Source organism: Prevotella sp. P4-67 (assembly GCF_002251325.1).
Taxonomy (GTDB): domain Bacteria; phylum Bacteroidota; class Bacteroidia; order Bacteroidales; family Bacteroidaceae; genus Prevotella.
This window is the reverse complement of record NZ_NPJL01000072.1, coordinates 1-19416: the sequence shown is the minus strand read 5'-3', so window position 1 is coordinate 19416 and position 19416 is coordinate 1. Positions and strand designations below refer to the sequence as shown.

Annotated in this window: 19 protein-coding genes and 1 pseudogene; 5 read left to right on the top strand and 15 right to left on the bottom strand. The window is 38.3% G+C overall.

Translation table 11 applies throughout. From position 1 onward, the window contains the following. The 15 genes from CIK92_RS13985 to CIK92_RS12540 form a co-directional block, all read right to left on the bottom strand. Nucleotides 1-180, bottom strand: a 180-nt coding sequence (locus tag CIK92_RS13985; protein WP_216822227.1) for a hypothetical protein, incomplete at its 3' end; no start/stop codon positions are given. 20 nt (nucleotides 181-200) lie between these two features. Continuing rightward, a complete protein-coding gene (locus CIK92_RS12600; protein ID WP_094389308.1) occupies nucleotides 201-1871 on the bottom strand; it encodes a hypothetical protein in 1671 nt (556 codons plus the stop codon). Between the two features lie 63 nt (nucleotides 1872-1934). After that, nucleotides 1935-2438, bottom strand: coding sequence for a hypothetical protein (locus CIK92_RS12595; protein WP_144289447.1), 504 nt, complete (start codon nucleotides 2436-2438; stop codon nucleotides 1935-1937). A 37-nt stretch (nucleotides 2439-2475) separates the two neighbouring features. Continuing rightward, a complete protein-coding gene (locus tag CIK92_RS12590) occupies nucleotides 2476-3372 on the bottom strand; it encodes a M48 family metalloprotease (protein WP_094389306.1) in 897 nt (298 codons plus the stop codon). Beyond that, the gene (locus CIK92_RS12585; RefSeq protein ID WP_094389305.1) at nucleotides 3365-4330 is read right to left on the bottom strand and encodes a hypothetical protein; all 966 of its coding nucleotides are present in this window, start codon (nucleotides 4328-4330) and stop codon (nucleotides 3365-3367) included. The genes CIK92_RS12590 and CIK92_RS12585 overlap by 8 nt, the downstream gene beginning before the upstream one ends. Then, entirely contained in the window at nucleotides 4327-5595 is a 1269-nt protein-coding gene (locus CIK92_RS12580; RefSeq protein ID WP_094389304.1) for a hypothetical protein, read from the bottom strand. Before CIK92_RS12580 ends, CIK92_RS12585 begins: the two co-directional genes overlap by 4 nt. An 8-nt stretch (nucleotides 5596-5603) precedes the next feature. Next, the gene (locus CIK92_RS12575; protein WP_094389303.1) at nucleotides 5604-6473 is read right to left on the bottom strand and encodes a hypothetical protein; all 870 of its coding nucleotides are present in this window, start codon (nucleotides 6471-6473) and stop codon (nucleotides 5604-5606) included. Nucleotides 6474-6475: 2 nt separating this feature from the next. Further along, complete coding sequence (locus CIK92_RS12570; protein WP_144289445.1) at nucleotides 6476-7678, bottom strand: hypothetical protein; 1203 nt, start codon at nucleotides 7676-7678, stop codon at nucleotides 6476-6478. Between the two features lie 11 nt (nucleotides 7679-7689). Next, complete coding sequence (locus CIK92_RS12565) at nucleotides 7690-8640, bottom strand: hypothetical protein (RefSeq protein ID WP_254046095.1); 951 nt, start codon at nucleotides 8638-8640, stop codon at nucleotides 7690-7692. Nucleotides 8641-8724: 84 nt separating this feature from the next. Next, nucleotides 8725-11103, bottom strand: a complete 2379-nt coding sequence (locus tag CIK92_RS12560; protein WP_094389300.1) for a hypothetical protein — start codon at nucleotides 11101-11103, stop codon at nucleotides 8725-8727. A 5-nt stretch (nucleotides 11104-11108) separates the two neighbouring features. Further along, nucleotides 11109-11681 carry a hypothetical protein gene (locus CIK92_RS12555; RefSeq protein WP_094389299.1) on the bottom strand — a complete coding sequence of 191 codons (573 nt, stop codon included), beginning with the start codon at nucleotides 11679-11681 and terminating at the stop codon, nucleotides 11109-11111. Between the two features lie 30 nt (nucleotides 11682-11711). Continuing rightward, a complete protein-coding gene (locus tag CIK92_RS13550) occupies nucleotides 11712-11990 on the bottom strand; it encodes a hypothetical protein (protein WP_144289442.1) in 279 nt (92 codons plus the stop codon). Nucleotides 11991-11992: 2 nt separating this feature from the next. Then, the gene (locus tag CIK92_RS12550; RefSeq protein ID WP_144289440.1) at nucleotides 11993-12325 is read right to left on the bottom strand and encodes a hypothetical protein; all 333 of its coding nucleotides are present in this window, start codon (nucleotides 12323-12325) and stop codon (nucleotides 11993-11995) included. A gap of 6 nt (nucleotides 12326-12331) precedes the next feature. Next, the gene (locus CIK92_RS12545; RefSeq protein ID WP_094389297.1) at nucleotides 12332-13306 is read right to left on the bottom strand and encodes a DUF445 domain-containing protein; all 975 of its coding nucleotides are present in this window, start codon (nucleotides 13304-13306) and stop codon (nucleotides 12332-12334) included. Nucleotides 13307-13364: 58 nt separating this feature from the next. Continuing rightward, the gene (locus CIK92_RS12540; RefSeq protein WP_094389296.1) at nucleotides 13365-14099 is read right to left on the bottom strand and encodes a UpxY family transcription antiterminator; all 735 of its coding nucleotides are present in this window, start codon (nucleotides 14097-14099) and stop codon (nucleotides 13365-13367) included. 556 nt (nucleotides 14100-14655) lie between these two features. Here CIK92_RS12540 and CIK92_RS14245 point away from each other — a divergent pair. From CIK92_RS14245 to CIK92_RS12515, 5 genes and pseudogenes are all read left to right on the top strand, one after another. Then, nucleotides 14656-15152, top strand: a pseudogene (locus tag CIK92_RS14245) (hypothetical protein). A gap of 57 nt (nucleotides 15153-15209) precedes the next feature. Beyond that, nucleotides 15210-15611, top strand: a complete 402-nt coding sequence (locus tag CIK92_RS12530; protein ID WP_094389295.1) for a hypothetical protein — start codon at nucleotides 15210-15212, stop codon at nucleotides 15609-15611. A gap of 67 nt (nucleotides 15612-15678) precedes the next feature. Next, nucleotides 15679-16038: a hypothetical protein gene (locus CIK92_RS12525; protein WP_144289438.1), complete on the top strand. Its 360-nt coding sequence runs from the start codon at nucleotides 15679-15681 to the stop codon at nucleotides 16036-16038. A gap of 847 nt (nucleotides 16039-16885) precedes the next feature. Continuing rightward, nucleotides 16886-18226: a hypothetical protein gene (locus tag CIK92_RS12520; RefSeq protein WP_144289436.1), complete on the top strand. Its 1341-nt coding sequence runs from the start codon at nucleotides 16886-16888 to the stop codon at nucleotides 18224-18226. Then, nucleotides 18219-18881, top strand: coding sequence for a murein L,D-transpeptidase catalytic domain-containing protein (locus CIK92_RS12515; protein ID WP_158214799.1), 663 nt, complete (start codon nucleotides 18219-18221; stop codon nucleotides 18879-18881). The genes CIK92_RS12520 and CIK92_RS12515 overlap by 8 nt, the downstream gene beginning before the upstream one ends. Nucleotides 18882-19416: the final 535 nt, after the last annotated feature.

The following is a 19416-nucleotide window of genomic DNA, read 5'->3' as shown; positions in this document are numbered from 1 at the left end:
TTGATAGACTATTAAGGCAGTAAATGATAAGAACATGTTATTAGTGAAATAGGGAAATCCTGCTTCACACAATTGATGACATTGTTCTATAGACAAACAATGACTTTCAATTTGGTCTAATACAATTCTTTTAACAATGTTTGCCACGTTTTGTTTGAATGTATCGAAGTTTTCATTCATGGGTCATATATTGTTTGATATTAACCTATACCTAATTTCCCTTTTTCTTTTTCTACCGTATTTTCAAGCTCAGTCATTTTATCTTTCCAATCAGAAAATAGTCGGTTAAGACTCCCCATTTTCTCATTTGAAAAGTCAGCAATGTCATTAAGTGTCGTTTGGTAGAGATTATTTACCATGTAAGACCACATCAGTATTGAAGAATTGTTCTTGTCATTTGCTTTCTTCAATTCTTCTCTACAATCATTAATCTTATCTTGAAACTTTGAATATGCTTTTCTATTAGGCATTTCTATTTCTGTTAGAACATCTATAACAATTCGAGGATTGCTACTAATCAATTGAGGAGTTGGTAATTGATTTTCAATGTCCTCTATTTGTTGCTCGTACTCAAAGACTAAAGCATCATATTTCTTTGCTGAATACCATATTGACTTTTTGATTTGAGAGACACCTTTTCTCTTTTCAACAACTTCGTTTACAATAAACTGGTATAAAATAAAAGCTATCTGTTCTGCAACGGAAGAGCAATCGGAAACAGGTATATCATCAAGAATTTCAGATTCTTTAAACTCTTCACGTTTGTTTTCTGCAAAAGTCTGAATTGAAAACAATGTGTCTTTGCTTCTTTGTCCTGTTTCGTTCTTCATCTGATAGTACCCTGTTTCATAAGCCTTAATGGCGTTATCCAATGGTATCCTTTTGGCCTTATTTGTTGCCATTCTTCCTCCTATAGCTCCGATTACAGCACCAATACCACCACCTATCGCAGTCCCAATAGGACCGAAAAAACTACCAATTATGGCTCCACCTTTAGCTCCTGCCATACCTCCAACGCCAGCACCAACTGCATCCAATGCGATATTCTTCAAAGATGAAATATAATCAGTCTTGTCATCAGAAAGTAACTGAAACTCTCTAAAAGAAGACAATGCAATTGTTACAACGGGTATATGTCCTGTTACGTCAATATCTGAAGCATTTGTCAAATCACCAATACTTGTGCTCGCTTCAACAGCCGCCCCCATATTACTACCTATTTCTGATAGTGAATTGACGAGTTCATGCGTTACATCATGTACCCCAAAAACTTCTAAGGCACCATGCTTAATCGGGGTTAATAACGCATCTGATATTTGGTGATGTTCCAACGCCTTTGCAACAGACAACATCTGATAATGATTAAGATGTACCATACCATGGATGAATTTCTCTAATCTATCCATAGTGGGAATACTCCAAATGTTATCTTTTACTGATTCTAAAGCATTACCAAAAATTGCATGACCGAGATTTTGAGGTAATACTTCAGCTATAGCCTGCAACGATTGCCCGATTTGAGATGTAGGTAACAACGAAAGAATTACTTGTTCCGTACCAACAGTAGCCAATGAATGGTCTTCAAAATAGCTTGAAAGTTTATTAAGGACTGATTGCGTGTCATCATAAGAAGAGACATACTCTGGTGTGGGAATATCCAAATTTTCAACATTTATGCGGACTTCCTCTAAGTTGACTTTTAATTCTTCAATCCGGTCAAACTCATCTTCTAATTCTGAGGTTTCAACAGGAATAATTTCTGCTTTGTTAAAGAACTCATTAATAGATCTCTCAAATTTTCGTTTAGAAAAATAGCATCCCGTACATATACCTAATGCTATGATTGAAATTGTTGAAATAAGGATAAACATGTAAAATCGATTTCAAAATCTTTAGGTACTTACAATGAGCTATATAAAAATACCAGTATGTATTTAGGGCCAATCAGACCAGAGCCCAACATAAGGATCCCATTCAGGTTCACTATTATCAATTCTTACTGCAACAAATTTATCAATGTACGTTATATAATCAGTTTCAGACAATAAATCTTTATAATGTAATCTGTAATCTCCGTCTGTATTTTTAAGACTAAATTCATTCTTGAACGCCCAATATTTTACTAATTCATAAGCGTCATTTAATTTCTTGTGCAATAAAGATATTTCATAACATAAGGTATTGTATTTTATTGCTTTAGTAGTACCATTAGCTACAACTGAATCAAATCCAGAATCAAATATCTTTAATGCAGAATTTTCCATATGCACCAATGCACTTCTAATTTGATTTTCTGTTTCTGCGTTGTCCAAATACAAGTATGCCAATTCCAACTGTTTTTTTGCCTCAATTGGAAAGTATTCAACTCTTGAACTCTCTTTTATATAATATTTTGCAGCAGAAGCAATTGCTGTTACCGCCATTGATGTTAATCCCATATTTAGATTGTTTTCTATGTCTTATGTGATCTTTTTACTACACTTCATTTCCACAGTATGGACATTTTTTTACCCCTGCCGGAATCTGCATGTGGCAAGCACTGCACTCTGATGATGTATTAGCGTTAAGAATATCTTGGTATTCTCCACTTTCATACCATGTGAGTAATTCTGCGGCACGAAGCACAGTCCATGGATGGGAACTTCCAGCAATTGTCAAGGTTTTGATAGCCTTGTCTGTGAATCCACTGAAAGATTGTTTGAATTCGGTAGCTTGCTTAATGAAGGCATCCTTGTTCATATTCTCAAAATACTTGATGGGAAGACCTGACATTTTAATGATACCGCTAATGGCAGCGTCAATGTCTTGACAAGCTAAGAGACCTGCTCTGTCTGCGGTAAACTCCGACATACGAATCCAATACATCAAAGCATAATAGATAGGGGTTGTAAATGAACTTACCACTGGTATTTGGCTAATGGCACTATTAAAAAGTTCACCCATAGTGTGATAGATAACATGCCCGCTCTTGATGTGACCACACTCATGACCTGCCACATAGCGAAGTTCATCCTCGCTAAGCAAATCTATGGTACCACTATTCAATACCAAGATGGTATCTTCTTTATAGCCTGTAGTGTAACCATTGATGTTATATCCCCATTGCGTGTAAAAACGTGGAAGTGGTCTTACGTCAAGCGTATCTGCTACATCATGCACCAAGTCATAGAGCTCTGGGCATGATTCTCTTGTTACAAGGAAATTCGATCCCTGTAACTCGACAATATGCCATTTGATATATGTCCAGTTCAAGAAGAAATTTACCACCTTGTCAAACCCAGGCAAAGCCTTTAGCGTTTTTAAGGCTGTTTTATCAAAGTCGTGTTCGTATGATTTAGAATCAAGTCCGAACAAAGTTTTCTTTTTATTCATAATTTCGTTTGTTTTCAAGTTCAGCAATTCTTTTTTCAAGTTCTTCGATGTGCTTACTCATTTGCACAGTCCTTTTTTCCATACCTCTGATGTAATCCCATATTTTTTCAATATCTTCGATTTTTGGGGTGTTCGTCATGGCATGCAAAGACAGGATGTTTTTTCTGTCTGCTGCATCTTGCCGCGTGTGTGGTTTTTCTTGCTCTACATTTATGATTGATGCATTGCTCCTTACATTTGTTTGTTCTTCTATAGCTTTGAAAAGCAGTTTACCTGTTTCATCAAAACAGACGTTTACCTCTCTCTTTGTAATGTTTTGCTCTTTGAAGGTCGTCTTCAAGTCACAAGGGCAACCTACAACAAGCATACGCACATGTAAGGGGTTGCTTACGCAGAGTGATATAGCTTCGTCACACTCTATAATAGAGTGGAGAAGCGATGTCAATCTATCATTATCACAACGCAAACCGTTCTCGTTTAAGTCGTTGATGAACAGTGTTCCCAAAAATTCCAAGAACTGACTATAATTGTTGCGTATATGTTCAGCTAACTTATCTAAGCTCACCAAATCATCTTCATCACCTATAAACATCATATTGAAAGGTGACTGTCGACCATAGACATCCTTAGGCCCTGGTATATCTCTAATGGCAAGAGCATATTTTTTATAATCAAGTCGTTTATATAGGATTTTATATCCTCCATGAGACATCAAAACTCTTGCTTCTTTTGGATAGTTATAGTCTGGCGTAGCATCAGACAATGCGACAAGTTTAGGCAATTGTCTTTGGTGTTCTATCTGTTCCTTTAACGCTTCATCGTTTGGATTCTCTTCCAAAGATTGCTCATGAACAGCCAACAAGGGTAAAAAATATTTTGATGTAACTTCCTCCTTAGTATTGCCTACGTAGAAGTCCTTATAGCCACCATGATTGTAATATGCATAGTATCTTATCATACTTGTATTTCGTTTATAGCATGTAACTTTGACTCTTTAACAGTTTCTATCCCATCGAGATTTTGCTTGATATAGCCACCATCTTGCAACTTTTTTGTAAGAGAAAGCATTTGTTCCAATGTTATAGTGCCAAACTTCTTTTCAAGATACTTAGATGTAAAGTACGTAACAGCAACTCCGGCCAAACCAAATACGCAACTTGTTGCAATTGCTATTCGTTTTCCCCATTTCCATTTGTTTTTTTTCTCTTTTAACTGCTCTACATCTTTGGCAAAAAGAACTTTTGCAAGGTAAAATTGCAAGATGTAATATGCCAATTGATCACAATGTTTTGGCTCATATTTTTTTCCAATAGTCGTAAACCATGAATTGGGAACCATAAGAGCCGAATGTTCTCGAATAACAGCGTTGTTGTCTTCTTGAAACTTATGTTTGGTCAAGTCAATGTTTTCAATTGTTCCATCTTCAAATCTGACTTGTGTCTTTTTGTTTATTATAGCACACCTTCTTTGAATTTTTCCATTGAGTACACAAGACATAGCTTTTGCCTGTTCTTGAAAAATAATATTTCCAACTGTTTGCACAGGCAATATATCGACCTCTACATTATTGTATTTAGACAATGCTTGAAGAGTTGGGGCATAGACTGTTTTAACCCGTTGAACAACATTACCAATGTTTCCCTCTTTTGCCCATTTCTCACATTTGAGGGGAACAAATATAACGAGCTTAGCATCGGAACCTTCTTTGTCATCCAATTCGGTCAAAAAAGTATGAATGTCATTGACGTGGTTATAAGAATTGTTGATCGCTTCGTTGCATAATTTGTTGCTGGAGTTGACAGCTTCCATCAAATTCGGTGTATCTATGGCTATCAAGAAAACATCGTATTCCCTGACTTTCTCACGAACTTCTGCATCATGTTGCCGCCCCATGTCATAGTATTCACCACTGACATCAGAAAACAAAATATTCATTTTACTTTCTGTTCCAGGCACGCTGAATTGTAGCATAAAATCTTCAAATTCTCCTGATTTACTATCATCAATAAGATAGGTCTTACCGTATGAGGTTAGCAAATTCCATTTTAAAGATTCTATGCTTTTGATAAGTTTCAGACTGGCAGGTCTGCTCTCTGTCACATCTTTCACTTCAACGATGTCCTTGACTGTCCCATGGGTCATAGTCTCAATCAAGCCGGCCAACATAGAGGTTTTCCCAGTACGTTGACCGCCCATCATTAATACTTTCAAGACATCTGCCATAATACTGACTATTTATGACAACAACTTGCAATAAATGCACCGACAAATAATCCTGCAGCACCAGCTGCTATCATGCCTTTTTTAAAAGTTGCATTCTTCTTGCGTTCTTCTTTCAATTCTTCCGCAATAGAAAGAATCTGCTTTACCAATCTATCAGGATTTTCTTTTGATAATATCTCAATTTCCTTTACTGACGTTATTTCCATTGTTCCTAACTTTTGTTCTGTTATGGCTTTTTGTTCTGTTATGCCTTCTGGCAAGACCAATAGTGCGACATTGCCAATTTGGGCATGGATGGATTTTCCTCCATCCATTGTTGGCAATATGGTTAAAGAATTGTTGGCTACAACAGCCTTTACCCAAGCGTTGAATTTTGCAACTTCAAACTTCAAACCATTTACATCAATATCCATAAAGAGGTACTTTGACAAAATGGCTTCAACGCCTTTTATGTTGCAAGCGAAATATGTAGCAAGGATATTCAATACCTCAACATCATGCTTTGTATCACCTGTAATAACAAACATAAAAGGTACTGATCGCCCATGATCATCTTTGGTGTTGGCTGAAATGTTTCTCAAAGCCAAAGCATAATAATCTCCTTCAAGATGTTTGTAGATAAGCTTATATCCTGCATGTGAAAAAAGAACTCTTGCAGACGCTGGGAGACTGAATGGCTGCTCAGCTGACAGCTGTTGTATTTTAGGAAGATTTTTTTGTTGGTCAAATAGCTTTGCTGCATCTTCATCTGTCTTTGCACGTTCTTCCAAGACAGGCAAAAGAGGTAAGTAATAAGTAGCCTCCTGTTTGTCTTCACTTGTGCCGAGTATAAAATCCTTATACCCACCCACAGAATAATAAGAATAATACCTTAACATAATCAGAAACGTTTAATGATTTCTATTCCATCACCAGTGTCCTTTATCAAGCCACTGCGTTGCATTCTGCCAATAATCTGTTTAAGCTCTTCGGTATTCATAGTACCAAATATGCCACGGATACGGTCTATCATATCTCTCAGAAAATCGTAAATCCATCCGAGTAATCCTCCATGTTGGACTTTGGCCTCTGCATCCATTAGCTTCATCAACATGAAGCGAATAATATGCAATGGAAGTTGGTCGCAATTTTTTGGAGCAAAACTGCTGTCATGTGGATTGATTTGATACCATGAATACGGACGTTGAAGTGTTGTTCCATTGATTACTGCCTCACCGTCTTCTACAACTGTTTCACCAGGCATGGGGAGATCATTTTCTCCATCCTCTTTTCTGACTGTTTCATCATCTATCTTGCAACAACGTACTGGTCCATCAATACTATTGTATATATACGCTTTACGGAATTCTGAAAAAAGAATATTGCCAGATGTCTGCATTGGTATCACACAGATGTTCATCTTCTCGTATGCAGAGAGATTCTTGATGTGTGTGCCATAGACCTCCTTGATGCGTGCTGTCACCTTGTTTAAGCCATTTGGCTCTTTTGCCCATTTCTCGCATTTTAGTGGTACAAACACAACCATTTTGGCATCTTGTCCTTCTTTATCATCAATGTGGGTCAAGAAGTTCTGGATATCTTGTACTCTATTTGTTCCAAGGTCAATAGATTCTGGACACAAATCTTTGGTTGACTCATCTACACTACCCATCAGGTAAGGAGTGTCAACAACAATTACGAACACATCGCAATTCTTGATATACTCTTCTGTTTCTTGGGCATGAGATCCTGATGCTTCGAAAAACTCTCCTGCTGAGTCACGGAACTCAATATCCATTTCTCTCTTTGTTCCGGGAATTTGAAGATGGAGTTTGTATAACCAAAAGTTAGATGTTGGATTTTTATCAACAAGGAATATGTTGCTGTTGTCTTTATTAGACTCCAACATATTCTGTAATTCCAAGGTCTTGTCATTCAACGAGTCTTGCGTTTCAAACCCTTTTGTTTCTAGAACAGTTCTATCAGATACGGTGAAGTAGTCTTTTACTTGACCGTTCTTCATCTCTTCAAAAAGGCTTGCCAATGCTGATGTCTTTCCACATCGGCGGCCTCCCATCATTATTACTTTTAAAGGCTCTGCCATATTTTCGTCTTTTAGTTGATTTTTATAATTGTATTTGTTGTCAAAGGAATGAAACCATTCTTGTTGTAGATGACAAAGCGTGTCAACTTTTTCATCTCTTCAAAGAATTTGGAATCATTCTTGATGAATGAATAGATAGAATCCATGAAACTATCAATGAGTCCTTTCTTTTGTTTCTTTTGCCACTCGTAATAGTTTGTGACGTATGTCAGCAAATAGTAAAGTGGCTGAGGGCAGAACAATGGCTTGTACTCTGGTTTTACATCCCACGAACGGAATACAGATACCTTGGAAACATCACCGGGTACATTACTGTTCTTCATCGAATCAAACTCTATACCACCTAAAGTAATAATAGGAGTGATGAAACTGGCAATGTTATTTTGTCCAAAGAAATCGGTTAGTTCTTTATAGGTTTCCTTAACTTTCTCTGAAACTTGCGGCAACTTTCCATCATGTAAGTATCTCTCACATTTCAATGGAACGAATAGTACGAGTTTGTCCTTAACAGCCGCTACATTGTCTTTGAGATAATGAGTGACAATATCTACCTTGTTCTTTTCCGCATTGTATCGTCCTCCTTCTTCCATCAAATAAGGTGTATCAACAGCAATTAGGATAACTGTTGCGTTGGCCATAAAGTTGTATATATCTTCACGGTCACTCTTGATGGTGGAGGTTAAATACTCTCCGGGAAAATCTCTGATAGTAAGTTTTACAGACTCAGAACGACCTGCCAATCCCAATCCAAATTGGAACTCAGAAATTGTGTTAGAAGCAGGCAAGTTTGAAGCATTCTTCTTAGCTACAGCATCCACCAACATTGTATGGTAGTCATTCAGCATGTTGGTATTGCTGTCAAGTGCCTTCAAGTATATAGATGAGCCTTCGCATATCTGCGATTGCGATTCATGAAAGATAGAAGTAAGTACTGTAGTTTTACCCACAGAACGTGGTCCCATCATACAGATACTTAAGGTAGGAGTAGCATCGGACGAATTCCTTGTTATTATCTGACCTATTTTGTCGAATAACCCCATTGTACTTTATAGTTTAAAGATGAATGAATTCTTCTTGCAAAGATTTGTTATTGCGGCACTTTCCTCATTCCAACTACCAAAGGCTTCCTTTTCCTGCATCATTCCTGCAAACTCGTCACGCCAAATAGCCATGCGGTTTTCCGAATAGAAGTTATATAGTTCTTCTGACATGTGAGTGTCTGTGTCATCTACCAACAAATCTCTGAACATACTGGTGCGAGCATAGAACGAATGACTTGGAATCAGAGAGAAATCATCACGCCACTTACGCATTTCTGTTTGGATGGCTGATGTGCGGCTCACAATCTCACTCCAAATCTTCTTGGCTTGTTGTGCATCAGGTATGCCTGTCAAAGGAGACATGGTTTTGAAAGCTGGACTATGTTTATCGAGTGTATCAAGACAACGTGCCACATTGTACTCCATCAATCCTTCAATGCTAATTTGATAGTCAAGGATGAAATTGAGCATATAGTTCATGTGCGGATATGCCTCCTTATCTACTTTCTCAGAAATGAATGCCTTCAGCCATTCTTGTGACGCACCATCCTCCACAGCATAATTCCGCAAAGGAATTCTTCCCAATCGTGCATTCTCATAGAGTATATTGATGATAGAATCTTTCAATTTGTTTTGGAGTGGTAACAATACGTCTGTAGTTACTTCGTCAAATGCTGCATAAATTCTGTTACGGAATATATTGCAGTATTTCTCCAACAAATCGTTGGTTGCTTTTTCACCTTTCTCTACATCCACAACAATTATGTCTGGACGATCTATCAACTTTGTCAGTTTGTTGATAACCTCATCTATCTTCTCTTTTACCTCTGGGCAAGGTTTGTCCTTTTCTGCATAGTACTGGTTATCCAAAACCTTCAACTCTTTTGAATAGGTCAAGTCCGTTTTGTATAACTCACGGAACTTCTTCAGTTCGTTAGAGCCTTGTTTCATGCTGCCAGAAACAACCTTACCTACGGCATCTGCCAACAACTTATACTCTTGATAAAGTAATTCGTTCGATTTGTTGGCTTCTGCAACAAGGTTAGAGTCTATATCATCAAGATTGTTGGTGATAAGATCCAACAGTGGGCTTATTAGGCGGTCATTAACCTCGTCTGTATCGATAGCATTGATGTCTATCACATCTGCCACAGGCTTTGATGTCATGGTTTGGAAACTTGACTTAACCTGTTGTATAATAGCAGGAACAACTTCTTTGTTGTACCCTTTGCCACTTTCAACACGGTTCAATACATAATATATCCAACGCTGTGGTTCGCAGTCAGAAAGTCTGCGTCCAATCTTTTTCAAGACCTCAACCTGCTGTTTGTTGAACGAGTCGCCATTAGCCTGAGGCTTGAATACATCGACTGCGGCATCACAATCCTCACGCAATACTCGGAACATTTCATCTTCAATGCGTTCTGCATTTGATGCATCTCCCATACCAATGGTGTCAACCAACACAATCTTTGAATCTCCAATGCGAGGGTCAACAAAGCGTGTATAGATATTAACTGATTTTACAGCTATATATTTGTAGTGGTTCTTTTGCCAAACTGCAATTTTGTTGCCTTCGGAATCCAGTTTCTCCTTTTGAGTAAACAAAGAAGGATTATCACCTGTAGGTATAGAATCGAATTCTTCGTACTGAGACACATGCTGAATTATCTGGTCTTCATCTGAAGTTATGACCTTTCCATGTCCTATCAATGTTTCATAAACATCAATATGGTCAATGAATGCATCTTTGAATTTGTTGAACTCCAAAGATAGTTGGGGATCATCACAAACAAAGCCTGACAAATCAATGTATTTCAAATCATTGATGCTACCAACTGTGAAAGACTTGTTTGGGAAGAATGTTTGCAATTTTTCTTGTACGATTTTGAGAAATGCCTCATGCTCGTAAAACTCAATATGTACTTCCAAGTCTTTGTCCACATTGTGAATCACAGATACGGCTCCAGTGCAACTTGTACCACTGTATGCAGGAATCACCTTATTGTTAAGTCCAGAGATAGACTGAAGGAAACAACTCTTTCCTTGGCGTTCATAGCCAATAAATGCTATTTGCACAGCATCACGAGAAAAACGTTTCTTCAAGTTCTCCAAAGTCTGGAGTTGTTCGGTCAACAACCGCTTAACCTCAGAAGTTGACACAGCCATAAAGCGTGCCTCCATAGTAGGATCAGCTTGAAGCATGATATAATACGAACCTTGCTTCGTGCTTATCTGGTGCGAAACCGTGTTTATTACTGAGTCAAGATTTTCAACCTTGGCTTTTACCTCTTTCAAGAAGGTTATTTCCTTCTCAATCTGTGGCAGACGAGTAAGCTTACGCTTATCTATTATCTGCTGTATTTGATGATTTATTTGTGACATTTTGTTTATATATATAATGAAAGTTGTTCTGCTATGGAACGCATGTCAGCTTCTTTTTCTTTGTATTTTTTGATTTTATTTGCACTCATTTGCTTTATGCCTTCATTAGCCAGGTTTCCGATGCCTAAACTTGCAACTCCCCAAATGACATGCATTATTTTTTTTAAATCTTCATCATCATCGGCCTGCATGCCGATTAAATCTAACGGTTCCTCTAATGATTTTGAACGGATGTTCTCATAACATTTTAAGGCTTTAGATATAGCAGCATTCCTATTGTTCGTGTCCCCCAATATGGAATGACAACTTGCTAATCCTATAAATATTCCAAATAGAGCTTCGTCATCTTCCTCTATTCCTAAAGCATCATTATATTTATCTATAGCTCGGATAATGTAATGCCTTTGTAATTTATAATCGTTAGTTCTGGATGCGTTTTCAAAAGATTCTCTTGCGGAATTTTGGTGCATTTTTTCGAGTCTTGATATTCGAGACGAAACAGAATCTAACAGGTTTAGATATTCTGCTATTCTTTTTAGCACATCTGTACCCTTGAAAATAATTGATATATCAATCATAAGCGATATGAGAAGTTGTTATGTTAACACTTATTCGAATTCGTCTAAAATTCTACGTATCGTACCATCACTTTTTCTAATAGTTATGGTTGCACATTTTGTACATTTCCAATAGTGACAATTTGATATTAACGAAGAGATTTTCCCAATACCTGTTATATCGCTTATTCCACCTATAACACGTGCTGCATTTCCCATTTCGGAAAAAGCTTCTTGGTAACTGATCTTTATATGTCTTGTCTTTTCAAAGCAGCGAGGACAGGCAAACACATTTGAATTATTTGAAGAACCACCTAATAACATAGTCATAATTATTTAAAAATTGTTATTAAAAATCCATCCAAATTGGCTCCCTTAGCTTCCAGTTCCTGAGCATAACTACCAAGGTGGGATTTTTCAAAGAGAACAACTTTATGACCACACTTTTCGCTTAGTACATCAAGAAAATGTCTTAAAGCTCGTTTATCAGACCTAAAATCGTCATAATCTAAATTCCACATAACTGTTTCCAAACCAGATCTAAGTGTTTCTATAGGCATGAGGCTACGCCATATACTAATATGCACATGGCCGAAATATACAGAACCACATTCATTCAAAGATAATTTTAAACCGTTTCCTATAGGAAAATCACATTTTTTCATAGATATTTAAATTAAAATGTTTATACTTCCCATCACCAACCCCAACAAAGCACCCAACCATACAATGGCTTTGAGTTCTTTATCCATGACTTGGAAGATGAGTTTTTCGGTCTCGTTTACGTCCATTTCGTTGATACGTTCCCGAACAATCTTGCTGATGTCAATAGATTGAAGAATCTTTGGTAGATGTTCGGTTATGATGCTACGATAAATGGACTCAATAGTGTTGACAGCTTGAGCCAACTGCTCTTCGTGCCTTTCAAGCAATTTGCTTACAGGCTTATTCAAGAAGTTGTCAACTTCGCCACCAATCATATTTGACACAATCTCCTCGCCATTGTCTCGAAGCATTGTGTTGATGTTTTTGGCAAGGAAATGTTCGGCTGGATCACGAAGCATACCTAAGAACTTGGCAACGATATTGCCACCAAACAGTCCTGCTGCCATACCACCTAAACCTCCCAATGCACCGCCAATACCAGAAAGCAATTCTTGCGCTCCATCAATGGTTAGCTTTTGTGCCACATGGTCAATGGCGATGTGGGCAACCTTTTCTCCAACAGAACTGTCAGCCAACTTTTCATAAGTCTGCTTGGTGATGCTTTGGTTGATGTTCTGTGCAAAGGTATCAATTTCTTCTTTTGACAAGTAATGTCCTAAGAATTGAACTACCGTCTCGTCGTTTCTCTGCTGTGTGGCGATAAACTCCTTAACCGCAGAGCGAACTTTTCCAACCATATCCTCAGACAGAAGATATTTTTCCAATACCTCCTTGTTCATCAGATTCTCGCTGATTACACCACCTACGGCTTCGGCAATACGTCCTTTTTCCTTCGGAATAATACCAGGTGTAAATGGAATGTGGATGCCAAACACATATTTTGCTTTATGTGGGCGGAACAACATTCGTATAGCGATGTCATTGGTGATGTAACCAATCACACCTCCCAATAATGGTGCTATTATATAAGATAATTCCATATGTATATTTCTTTTTATTTATAAAGAGTAGACAAAGAGGGTAAATCTTTCATTCCTTTCATAAATTATCCTTGAATGGCCATTCTTGTATAAAATCGTTGGGAATATATGCTGTGACAAATGTCCCCAATCCATCTATGTCTATTGCGATTCGCTGTTGTCCTGAGGCTCTTGCGACCCTGCCTATCACACCTGTAAAATCACCCTTTATGACACGTACTAATTCGCCACTCTTGTAATGAACACGTTCCTTTGGCATCATGCCGCTATGTTCACTTGGCACACTAGTAGCATTGATGAAATTTTTCATTTCATTGTCAGGGATAATCATAGGAGGGTTAAGACCAGTCTCTTCTACAATAGGTTTTGTCTTGTCGGTGTAGTATTTTATATAGGATGCTGTGCGAGCTGGCTCCTTTACAAATTCAAGAGACTGCTCACAAGTCATATACGCAAAAACAAGATTGGGAAGAAGAGGCTGTTGAACAAGCTTCTTCTTCCCATTTATTTCTTTTTTGACCACAGTCATCGGGATATATGTCTCGATGCCTTTTTTTTGTATTTCCACACATGCCAAGGCTGTGCGTCCATATGTAGCACGAAAAACATACCAAACCTTCTTACCACTTGGCACACAATCCAAGGACACCCCTGTATGGGAGTTCTCCGTCTGATGACTTTGAACTTCGGGGGAGGTGCAGGAGGTAAGTCCAGCACTGGAGGGATTTTTACCGCCTCGTCGGGTGTCAGCATTAGGCAATGCTGGCGTATGTTTCTTAGATTCGTTGTTCATAATCTAAGGATCAGTTCCTTTACAAACATTAATGCGCTGACAGAATGTTTAGTTCCCCAGTTGGTGTATTGTTTATGTCAATTGGTTAACTATATATGGTTTCCACTCGTCAAGCGGTTGTTATAGGTTTGTTAAATAGAAAGTCCGAGACAAAATTACAAATATTTTTTGAGAACCCGCAACTTTTCTCCAAGAATCGGACAAACTTTTTAAAAATATTCTCAAAATAAATGAAAATCGGCGTCAGAATTTGTTATTCCCGAACATTTTGTATATGCAAATTCTATAAAAACATTAAACGAATATTGTTCCAACAGACTATGCTATCGCATGAATACTCCCGAGATTTATTGAAATTATTGTGCAAAGGTATTTGTTATGCCTTATCGCTTTGCAAGGTCAAGGCTCTGCTTGGCTTCCAAAATCTCCACGCCTACGGGTCGTATTTTGGTGCCAAACCTTGCATCGATGTGCATAACACCTTTTTAAGGCACATAATTTCTAACAAATCCCGGAAGTAGTTTTACTACGAAAGGGAAAATAAAATTTTTGAAGTATGAGCAATATTTGTGACACGCAGTACAAAGTGAGAGGTTCACGCAAGGCATTGACTATGAGCATAGCGGTATATCAGTCCGTGGAAAAATCTACTGGGCAGAGTTCGAGGATGACGAGGATGGAGGGCTGTTGTCGTTTGATACCGAAAGTGCATGGTCGGCTTGCGACCTGTTCTTTGATGAATTGAACAAGGTACTTGGCAATGAACTTTCTATAAGTTACCGTGAGATAGAATGTGGATGTGAGATATTTTACGTCCACGATGAAGGAGGTTTCTTTCCCGAAGAGTGTTGTGTAAGTTCGTCTGGTGGCAACTTTGAAGATATTTGTGAAGATGTGTATGACACCATATGCGATGCTATTGAGGCATGGTGTGAGAAGACCGGCATTAGCCAAGGCGAGCGGACAGAGGAAGAAATGGTGGACTTCATCAACGAATACGAGTACGACTCGGAGGACACCTATTATTATATACATCCATTTGAGTTTGATTAGTACTTACTGCAAGGGGTAAGGTTCACTGCTTTGCCCTTTGCATATCCACTTTGAAATATGAAGAGATTAAGGAAGAAACAGATTGGAAGAGCAGCATGCACCATATTGCAGCAGTTGGCTCTCACCACACCTTTTAATGTGGTGTATGGTTGGGGAGTAACAAACAAGGTTGTAACTCAAATTGAAATCACGGTTGATGGGATGGAGAGGACCGTAGCAGCATTGATGATGGATGTTAATGGCTTCAACTACCAAGGCAGACTCTATGTGACCAATAACCGAGTTAAGCAAACCTTTGGCTTGTATAGCGAACGGAACGGAATGTTGCATGAGGAAAATGAAAACATAGCTTTCAAAGACTTGGGGCAAGTGCTCGATGCGGTTATTGAGACAGGCGGCATGAGCCAACAGGAGCACCTGCAAAGATTGCGTGAATATGCAAAGAGACTTTTGGCTTAGTATAAGAATATCCACTTAAAAGATTATACAAATAAAAACATTAGACAGAGAACATGTAAGAAGCGTTGTGAATATCATCTTCTCCCAATTGCTTCACACAACACCTATAGACGTTATCAATAGTTGGGGCATCTCTAAGATGTATGCCCCCCAAATTGTCAAGAGTGTCAATGGCGAAGACTTCACTATGGCGACTCTCGTCATGCAAGTGAATGGCTTCCAATTTCAAGGTAAGATATATATTGCTTTGGATGAAGGCTCTGATTACTACCGTATCTATGGAGAAAAGGATGGAACGACTAAAGAATATCATCATGATATTGCTTTTGATGAACTTGGCGATGTACTTGACTCAATGATAGAGACAGGAGGTATGACCAAGGAAGAATACCAAACAAAGGTAAAGGACTTTGTTAGTAGCCTCTAACATCAGTATTTTGGTGCAAAGTTAGTGTTAAACACGAGGAATTTATCTTTATTCTAATTGTTTTATACTAACTTTGTACCAATAATAGGATATAACGCTACATCGTGCTACAAGACGCTACAAGTAGGCTACATATTTCAATGCCTATAAAAGTTATGTAACATCTTGAAAATCAACATTGCTACATGAAGATACAACTTTCAGAGTCATATTTGACTTATAGGCATTTGAATAATAATGGTAAGATAGTGGTCATGGTGTAGTATTATCCCCCTTTCATAAGGGCAATTCATAAACATAATACAAAGGCAATGAGATGATAAGCAGAAAACAATGGCAACCGACTTGTTTAAAAGTAAGAAGCGAGTGTCGTAATGCCATAATCTCCTCAAAGATTTGAGGGAAGGAGTAGAAAATAGAGTCAATAGATTTCTTAAAATAGTTAAATCGTGTAATAAAAGTCATTCATACACAGTGTTTTAAGACGTTTTGTCTTGCGCCAGTTCTGCGCCATTTTTCGTGCAAAATAAGCGAAAATGCCTAAAGACGGCACTTGAATATCAACGAGTTACAGAAGATGGTAGAGTGGTATAAAATCCCTCTCTCTCCGCAAAGAGTTCAATGAGCAATATCGTTGAACTCTTTTTTTATGCTCTGAGCGGGCAGGCTTCTTTTATGGTTTTGATTGTAAACAGAATTCCGCCTTATGTTGTGGGACACTCGTTTATGTCGTTTTATACACTAACATCACCATTTCATACAAGCATACCTTCGTGCTCATTACCATTACAAAACAAAAGGCTATCTTTGCAACCAGATAATAACTATAATAAAAGCAATGAACAATATGCAGAAAATTATTAGAATAGTCTTGCCCTGGGCTTGCTTTGTTCTCATAGTCTGGGTGTGTTACTTTAGAGGCTCCGATTACATCGATTGGAGATGGTTGGTAGGTGCTGTTGGCATTAGTGCTGTTTGTTATGCGATGTTGTATGTGAAACGACATAAGATGCTTGGCAAAATAGAAGAGCATCGCAATCAGTTGAAGCAACAGGCGGAAGAGGCTATTGCGCCCGAATTGGAGAATAATAATGGCAATTGGCTGAAGAAGGACATGTTAAAACGTCGCATGATAAGGGAATATCTTGAAAAGAATACCGATTATTATGCTGATGTTGATGGCAATGACGCTATTAGGAAGGTGCAGGATTGGATATCTTCTCTGGAGTCGAGTATTTTCTTGCTTTTCTTGCCTTTTTGGGGAATAATCTTTTGGGGAATCGTTTTTATACTATTTGCATTATTACTTCATTGGTCGTTTCCAATCCAAATGGCTATATGTGGCGTAATGTCCGTTGTGGCAAGTGTCATTCTGATATGGCGGCGCAATTATGTGCTGGCTCCGATAGCCATTGGTCTTGCTGTAATGTTTCTTTATGGTCTTTTTAATGCAGGAATAGATGGAGTGGAAATGCCGGCCTACCACATGGTGGTGAAAAACGAAGGATATATATTTCTTGCCCCATCGCATGCGGGTTACACCATGTGGGGTAGCATCGTGATACTATGTGTCACAAATATTTGCCTTGCTTTATATCCTTTTTTGAAGAAAAATGCATTGGTGATTTACGCGATATTAATCTTAGTGGTCGTTGAGGCAATACGTTACGGTGTTCATATGGACGTGACGCCCGCTATTCCCATCTCATACTCGTATTATCTGTATGTCTTGTTGTGTGCCGTCAATGCCGACTTGGCGGTTATGCTCGGCATATCGTACAATGCAGCGTTTATACTATTGTTCGTTTATTTGGTATGGCTGCTTCCTGTAATTTTTGCCCTGCCTGCTTTCGTAAGGTCCTGGAAGGGGATGGGCGAACTTAAAGAGCGGTCGCCGTTGTTCAAGAAAACCAAATACAGACGCCAATACTACGCCTGTCTCACATGGCTGATAATGAATGCCTTGGCAACAGCTTTGGTATGGGGACGATTTATTGGTATATCTGCGGAAGAGTGTGCAGAGATATTGATAAAAGACACCCAAAACTTATCCAACTTTATCGGTATAGGATATTTCGCAAAGAACCTCATCGTCTATTGTGCGCCAATCTTGGCCAGCGCTCTTATCAGCTGGATATTATTTGCTATCACTAAACAAAAAATTAAATTGAATGAAGACAATGAATAAGAAATATATCGTATTGTTAGTGGTCTTACTGTTGATGGCTTGCATTCCTTTCGTCCCTCCAATATATCAAAGATATACGAAACCATTGTATAAGAATTACATCGATGCCAAGGATTGGTATGGCAAGGTGGATTGCGAGAATTTGTCGCAAGTAAGGGACTATTGCGATAGACGAGGGTATAGCACGGATTATTATATCTTGGTCGATTTCTCCATACCTTCGGGCAAGAAGCGGTTCTTCATATATGACTTGCAGAATGGCAAGCGCTTGATGAGTAGCTATTGTATGCATGGCAGTGGCAAAGGAAATACTGATGCCAAGCCTAAGTTCAGCAATGAGTTTGGAAGTGGCTGCTCCAGCCTTGTACGGTATGTGATGGTAGGAAAGGGGCGTAAGTTTAAGAATTACATCCGCCTTAGAGGACTTGACAAGACGAACTATTTAGCTGAGACTCGTGATATCTTGATTCATTCGGCGGGAAAGGTGACGAGATTTTCTGGTGAAAGGGAGTATATTCCATTAGGTTCAGAGAGCCTGGGTTGCTTCACGGTATCGAGGGATTGCGTGACTAAAGTGATGGAGATATATCAAGGCGCTTCAAAGCAAAGACCTGTGATGATTTATGCTAAATATAACGTTGGTTCGACGAATTAAAATAGCGTTAATAGTCTATCTATTGCCCTTTGAACTGTTATAGTTACGCTAGTTTGCGTAATTATGGTTTATCAGCAGACCATCCCTACCTAAATAAGAAGTGTATTATTCGTAAGGGCGTCCTACTCTCAAAGAGTGGCAATCGTGGTATTCGTAAACAACAATTATGAATAATCTGCAGATTTTGGACAATTTCATGCCAATTTGGGCACATTTTCCCATTTTATATCAATAATTTTATCCATTAAGACACATTTTCATTATTTTTTTGTATATTTGACGCGTGTTTTTGCAATGCAGACATTTTATTTGCTCCTTTGCGGCTTGGATTAGGACCTAAGAATGTAAACGGGCAATTCTAACATTAAGTGAGTTTGCACATATAGTGCAGGCACCCAATAGATGTTAGAGGGTAGTCCTAAGCCCAAGCCGTGTATGGTGATAGCCTGCGCTTTTCTTGTTTTAATAAGTTTCGTATAGGCAAATAGCCAGAAAAATGAAATTAGTCTAAACATTATATGTGTAACAATTTAAT

Coding starts and splice junctions, on each gene's coding strand:
- CIK92_RS12590 (WP_094389306.1), bottom strand. CDS start 3,372: ATGAATAAAAAGAAAACTTTGTTCGGACTTGATTCTAAATCATACGAA.
- CIK92_RS13550 (WP_144289442.1), bottom strand. CDS start 11,990: ATGACTATGTTATTAGGTGGTTCTTCAAATAATTCAAATGTGTTTGCC.
- CIK92_RS12570 (WP_144289445.1), bottom strand. CDS start 7,678: ATGGCAGAGCCTTTAAAAGTAATAATGATGGGAGGCCGCCGATGTGGA.
- CIK92_RS12520 (WP_144289436.1), top strand. CDS start 16,886: ATGCAGAAAATTATTAGAATAGTCTTGCCCTGGGCTTGCTTTGTTCTC.
- CIK92_RS12555 (WP_094389299.1), bottom strand. CDS start 11,681: ATGATTGATATATCAATTATTTTCAAGGGTACAGATGTGCTAAAAAGA.
- CIK92_RS12595 (WP_144289447.1), bottom strand. CDS start 2,438: ATGGGATTAACATCAATGGCGGTAACAGCAATTGCTTCTGCTGCAAAA.
- CIK92_RS12575 (WP_094389303.1), bottom strand. CDS start 6,473: ATGTTAAGGTATTATTCTTATTATTCTGTGGGTGGGTATAAGGATTTT.
- CIK92_RS12545 (WP_094389297.1), bottom strand. CDS start 13,306: ATGGAATTATCTTATATAATAGCACCATTATTGGGAGGTGTGATTGGT.
- CIK92_RS12550 (WP_144289440.1), bottom strand. CDS start 12,325: ATGAAAAAATGTGATTTTCCTATAGGAAACGGTTTAAAATTATCTTTG.
- CIK92_RS12515 (WP_158214799.1), top strand. CDS start 18,219: ATGAATAAGAAATATATCGTATTGTTAGTGGTCTTACTGTTGATGGCT.
- CIK92_RS12585 (WP_094389305.1), bottom strand. CDS start 4,330: ATGATAAGATACTATGCATATTACAATCATGGTGGCTATAAGGACTTC.
- CIK92_RS12580 (WP_094389304.1), bottom strand. CDS start 5,595: ATGGCAGATGTCTTGAAAGTATTAATGATGGGCGGTCAACGTACTGGG.
- CIK92_RS12540 (WP_094389296.1), bottom strand. CDS start 14,099: ATGAACAACGAATCTAAGAAACATACGCCAGCATTGCCTAATGCTGAC.
- CIK92_RS12600 (WP_094389308.1), bottom strand. CDS start 1,871: ATGTTTATCCTTATTTCAACAATTTCAATCATAGCATTAGGTATATGT.
- CIK92_RS12565 (WP_254046095.1), bottom strand. CDS start 8,640: ATGGGACCACGTTCTGTGGGTAAAACTACAGTACTTACTTCTATCTTT.
- CIK92_RS12560 (WP_094389300.1), bottom strand. CDS start 11,103: ATGTCACAAATAAATCATCAAATACAGCAGATAATAGATAAGCGTAAG.
- CIK92_RS12530 (WP_094389295.1), top strand. CDS start 15,210: ATGAAGAGATTAAGGAAGAAACAGATTGGAAGAGCAGCATGCACCATA.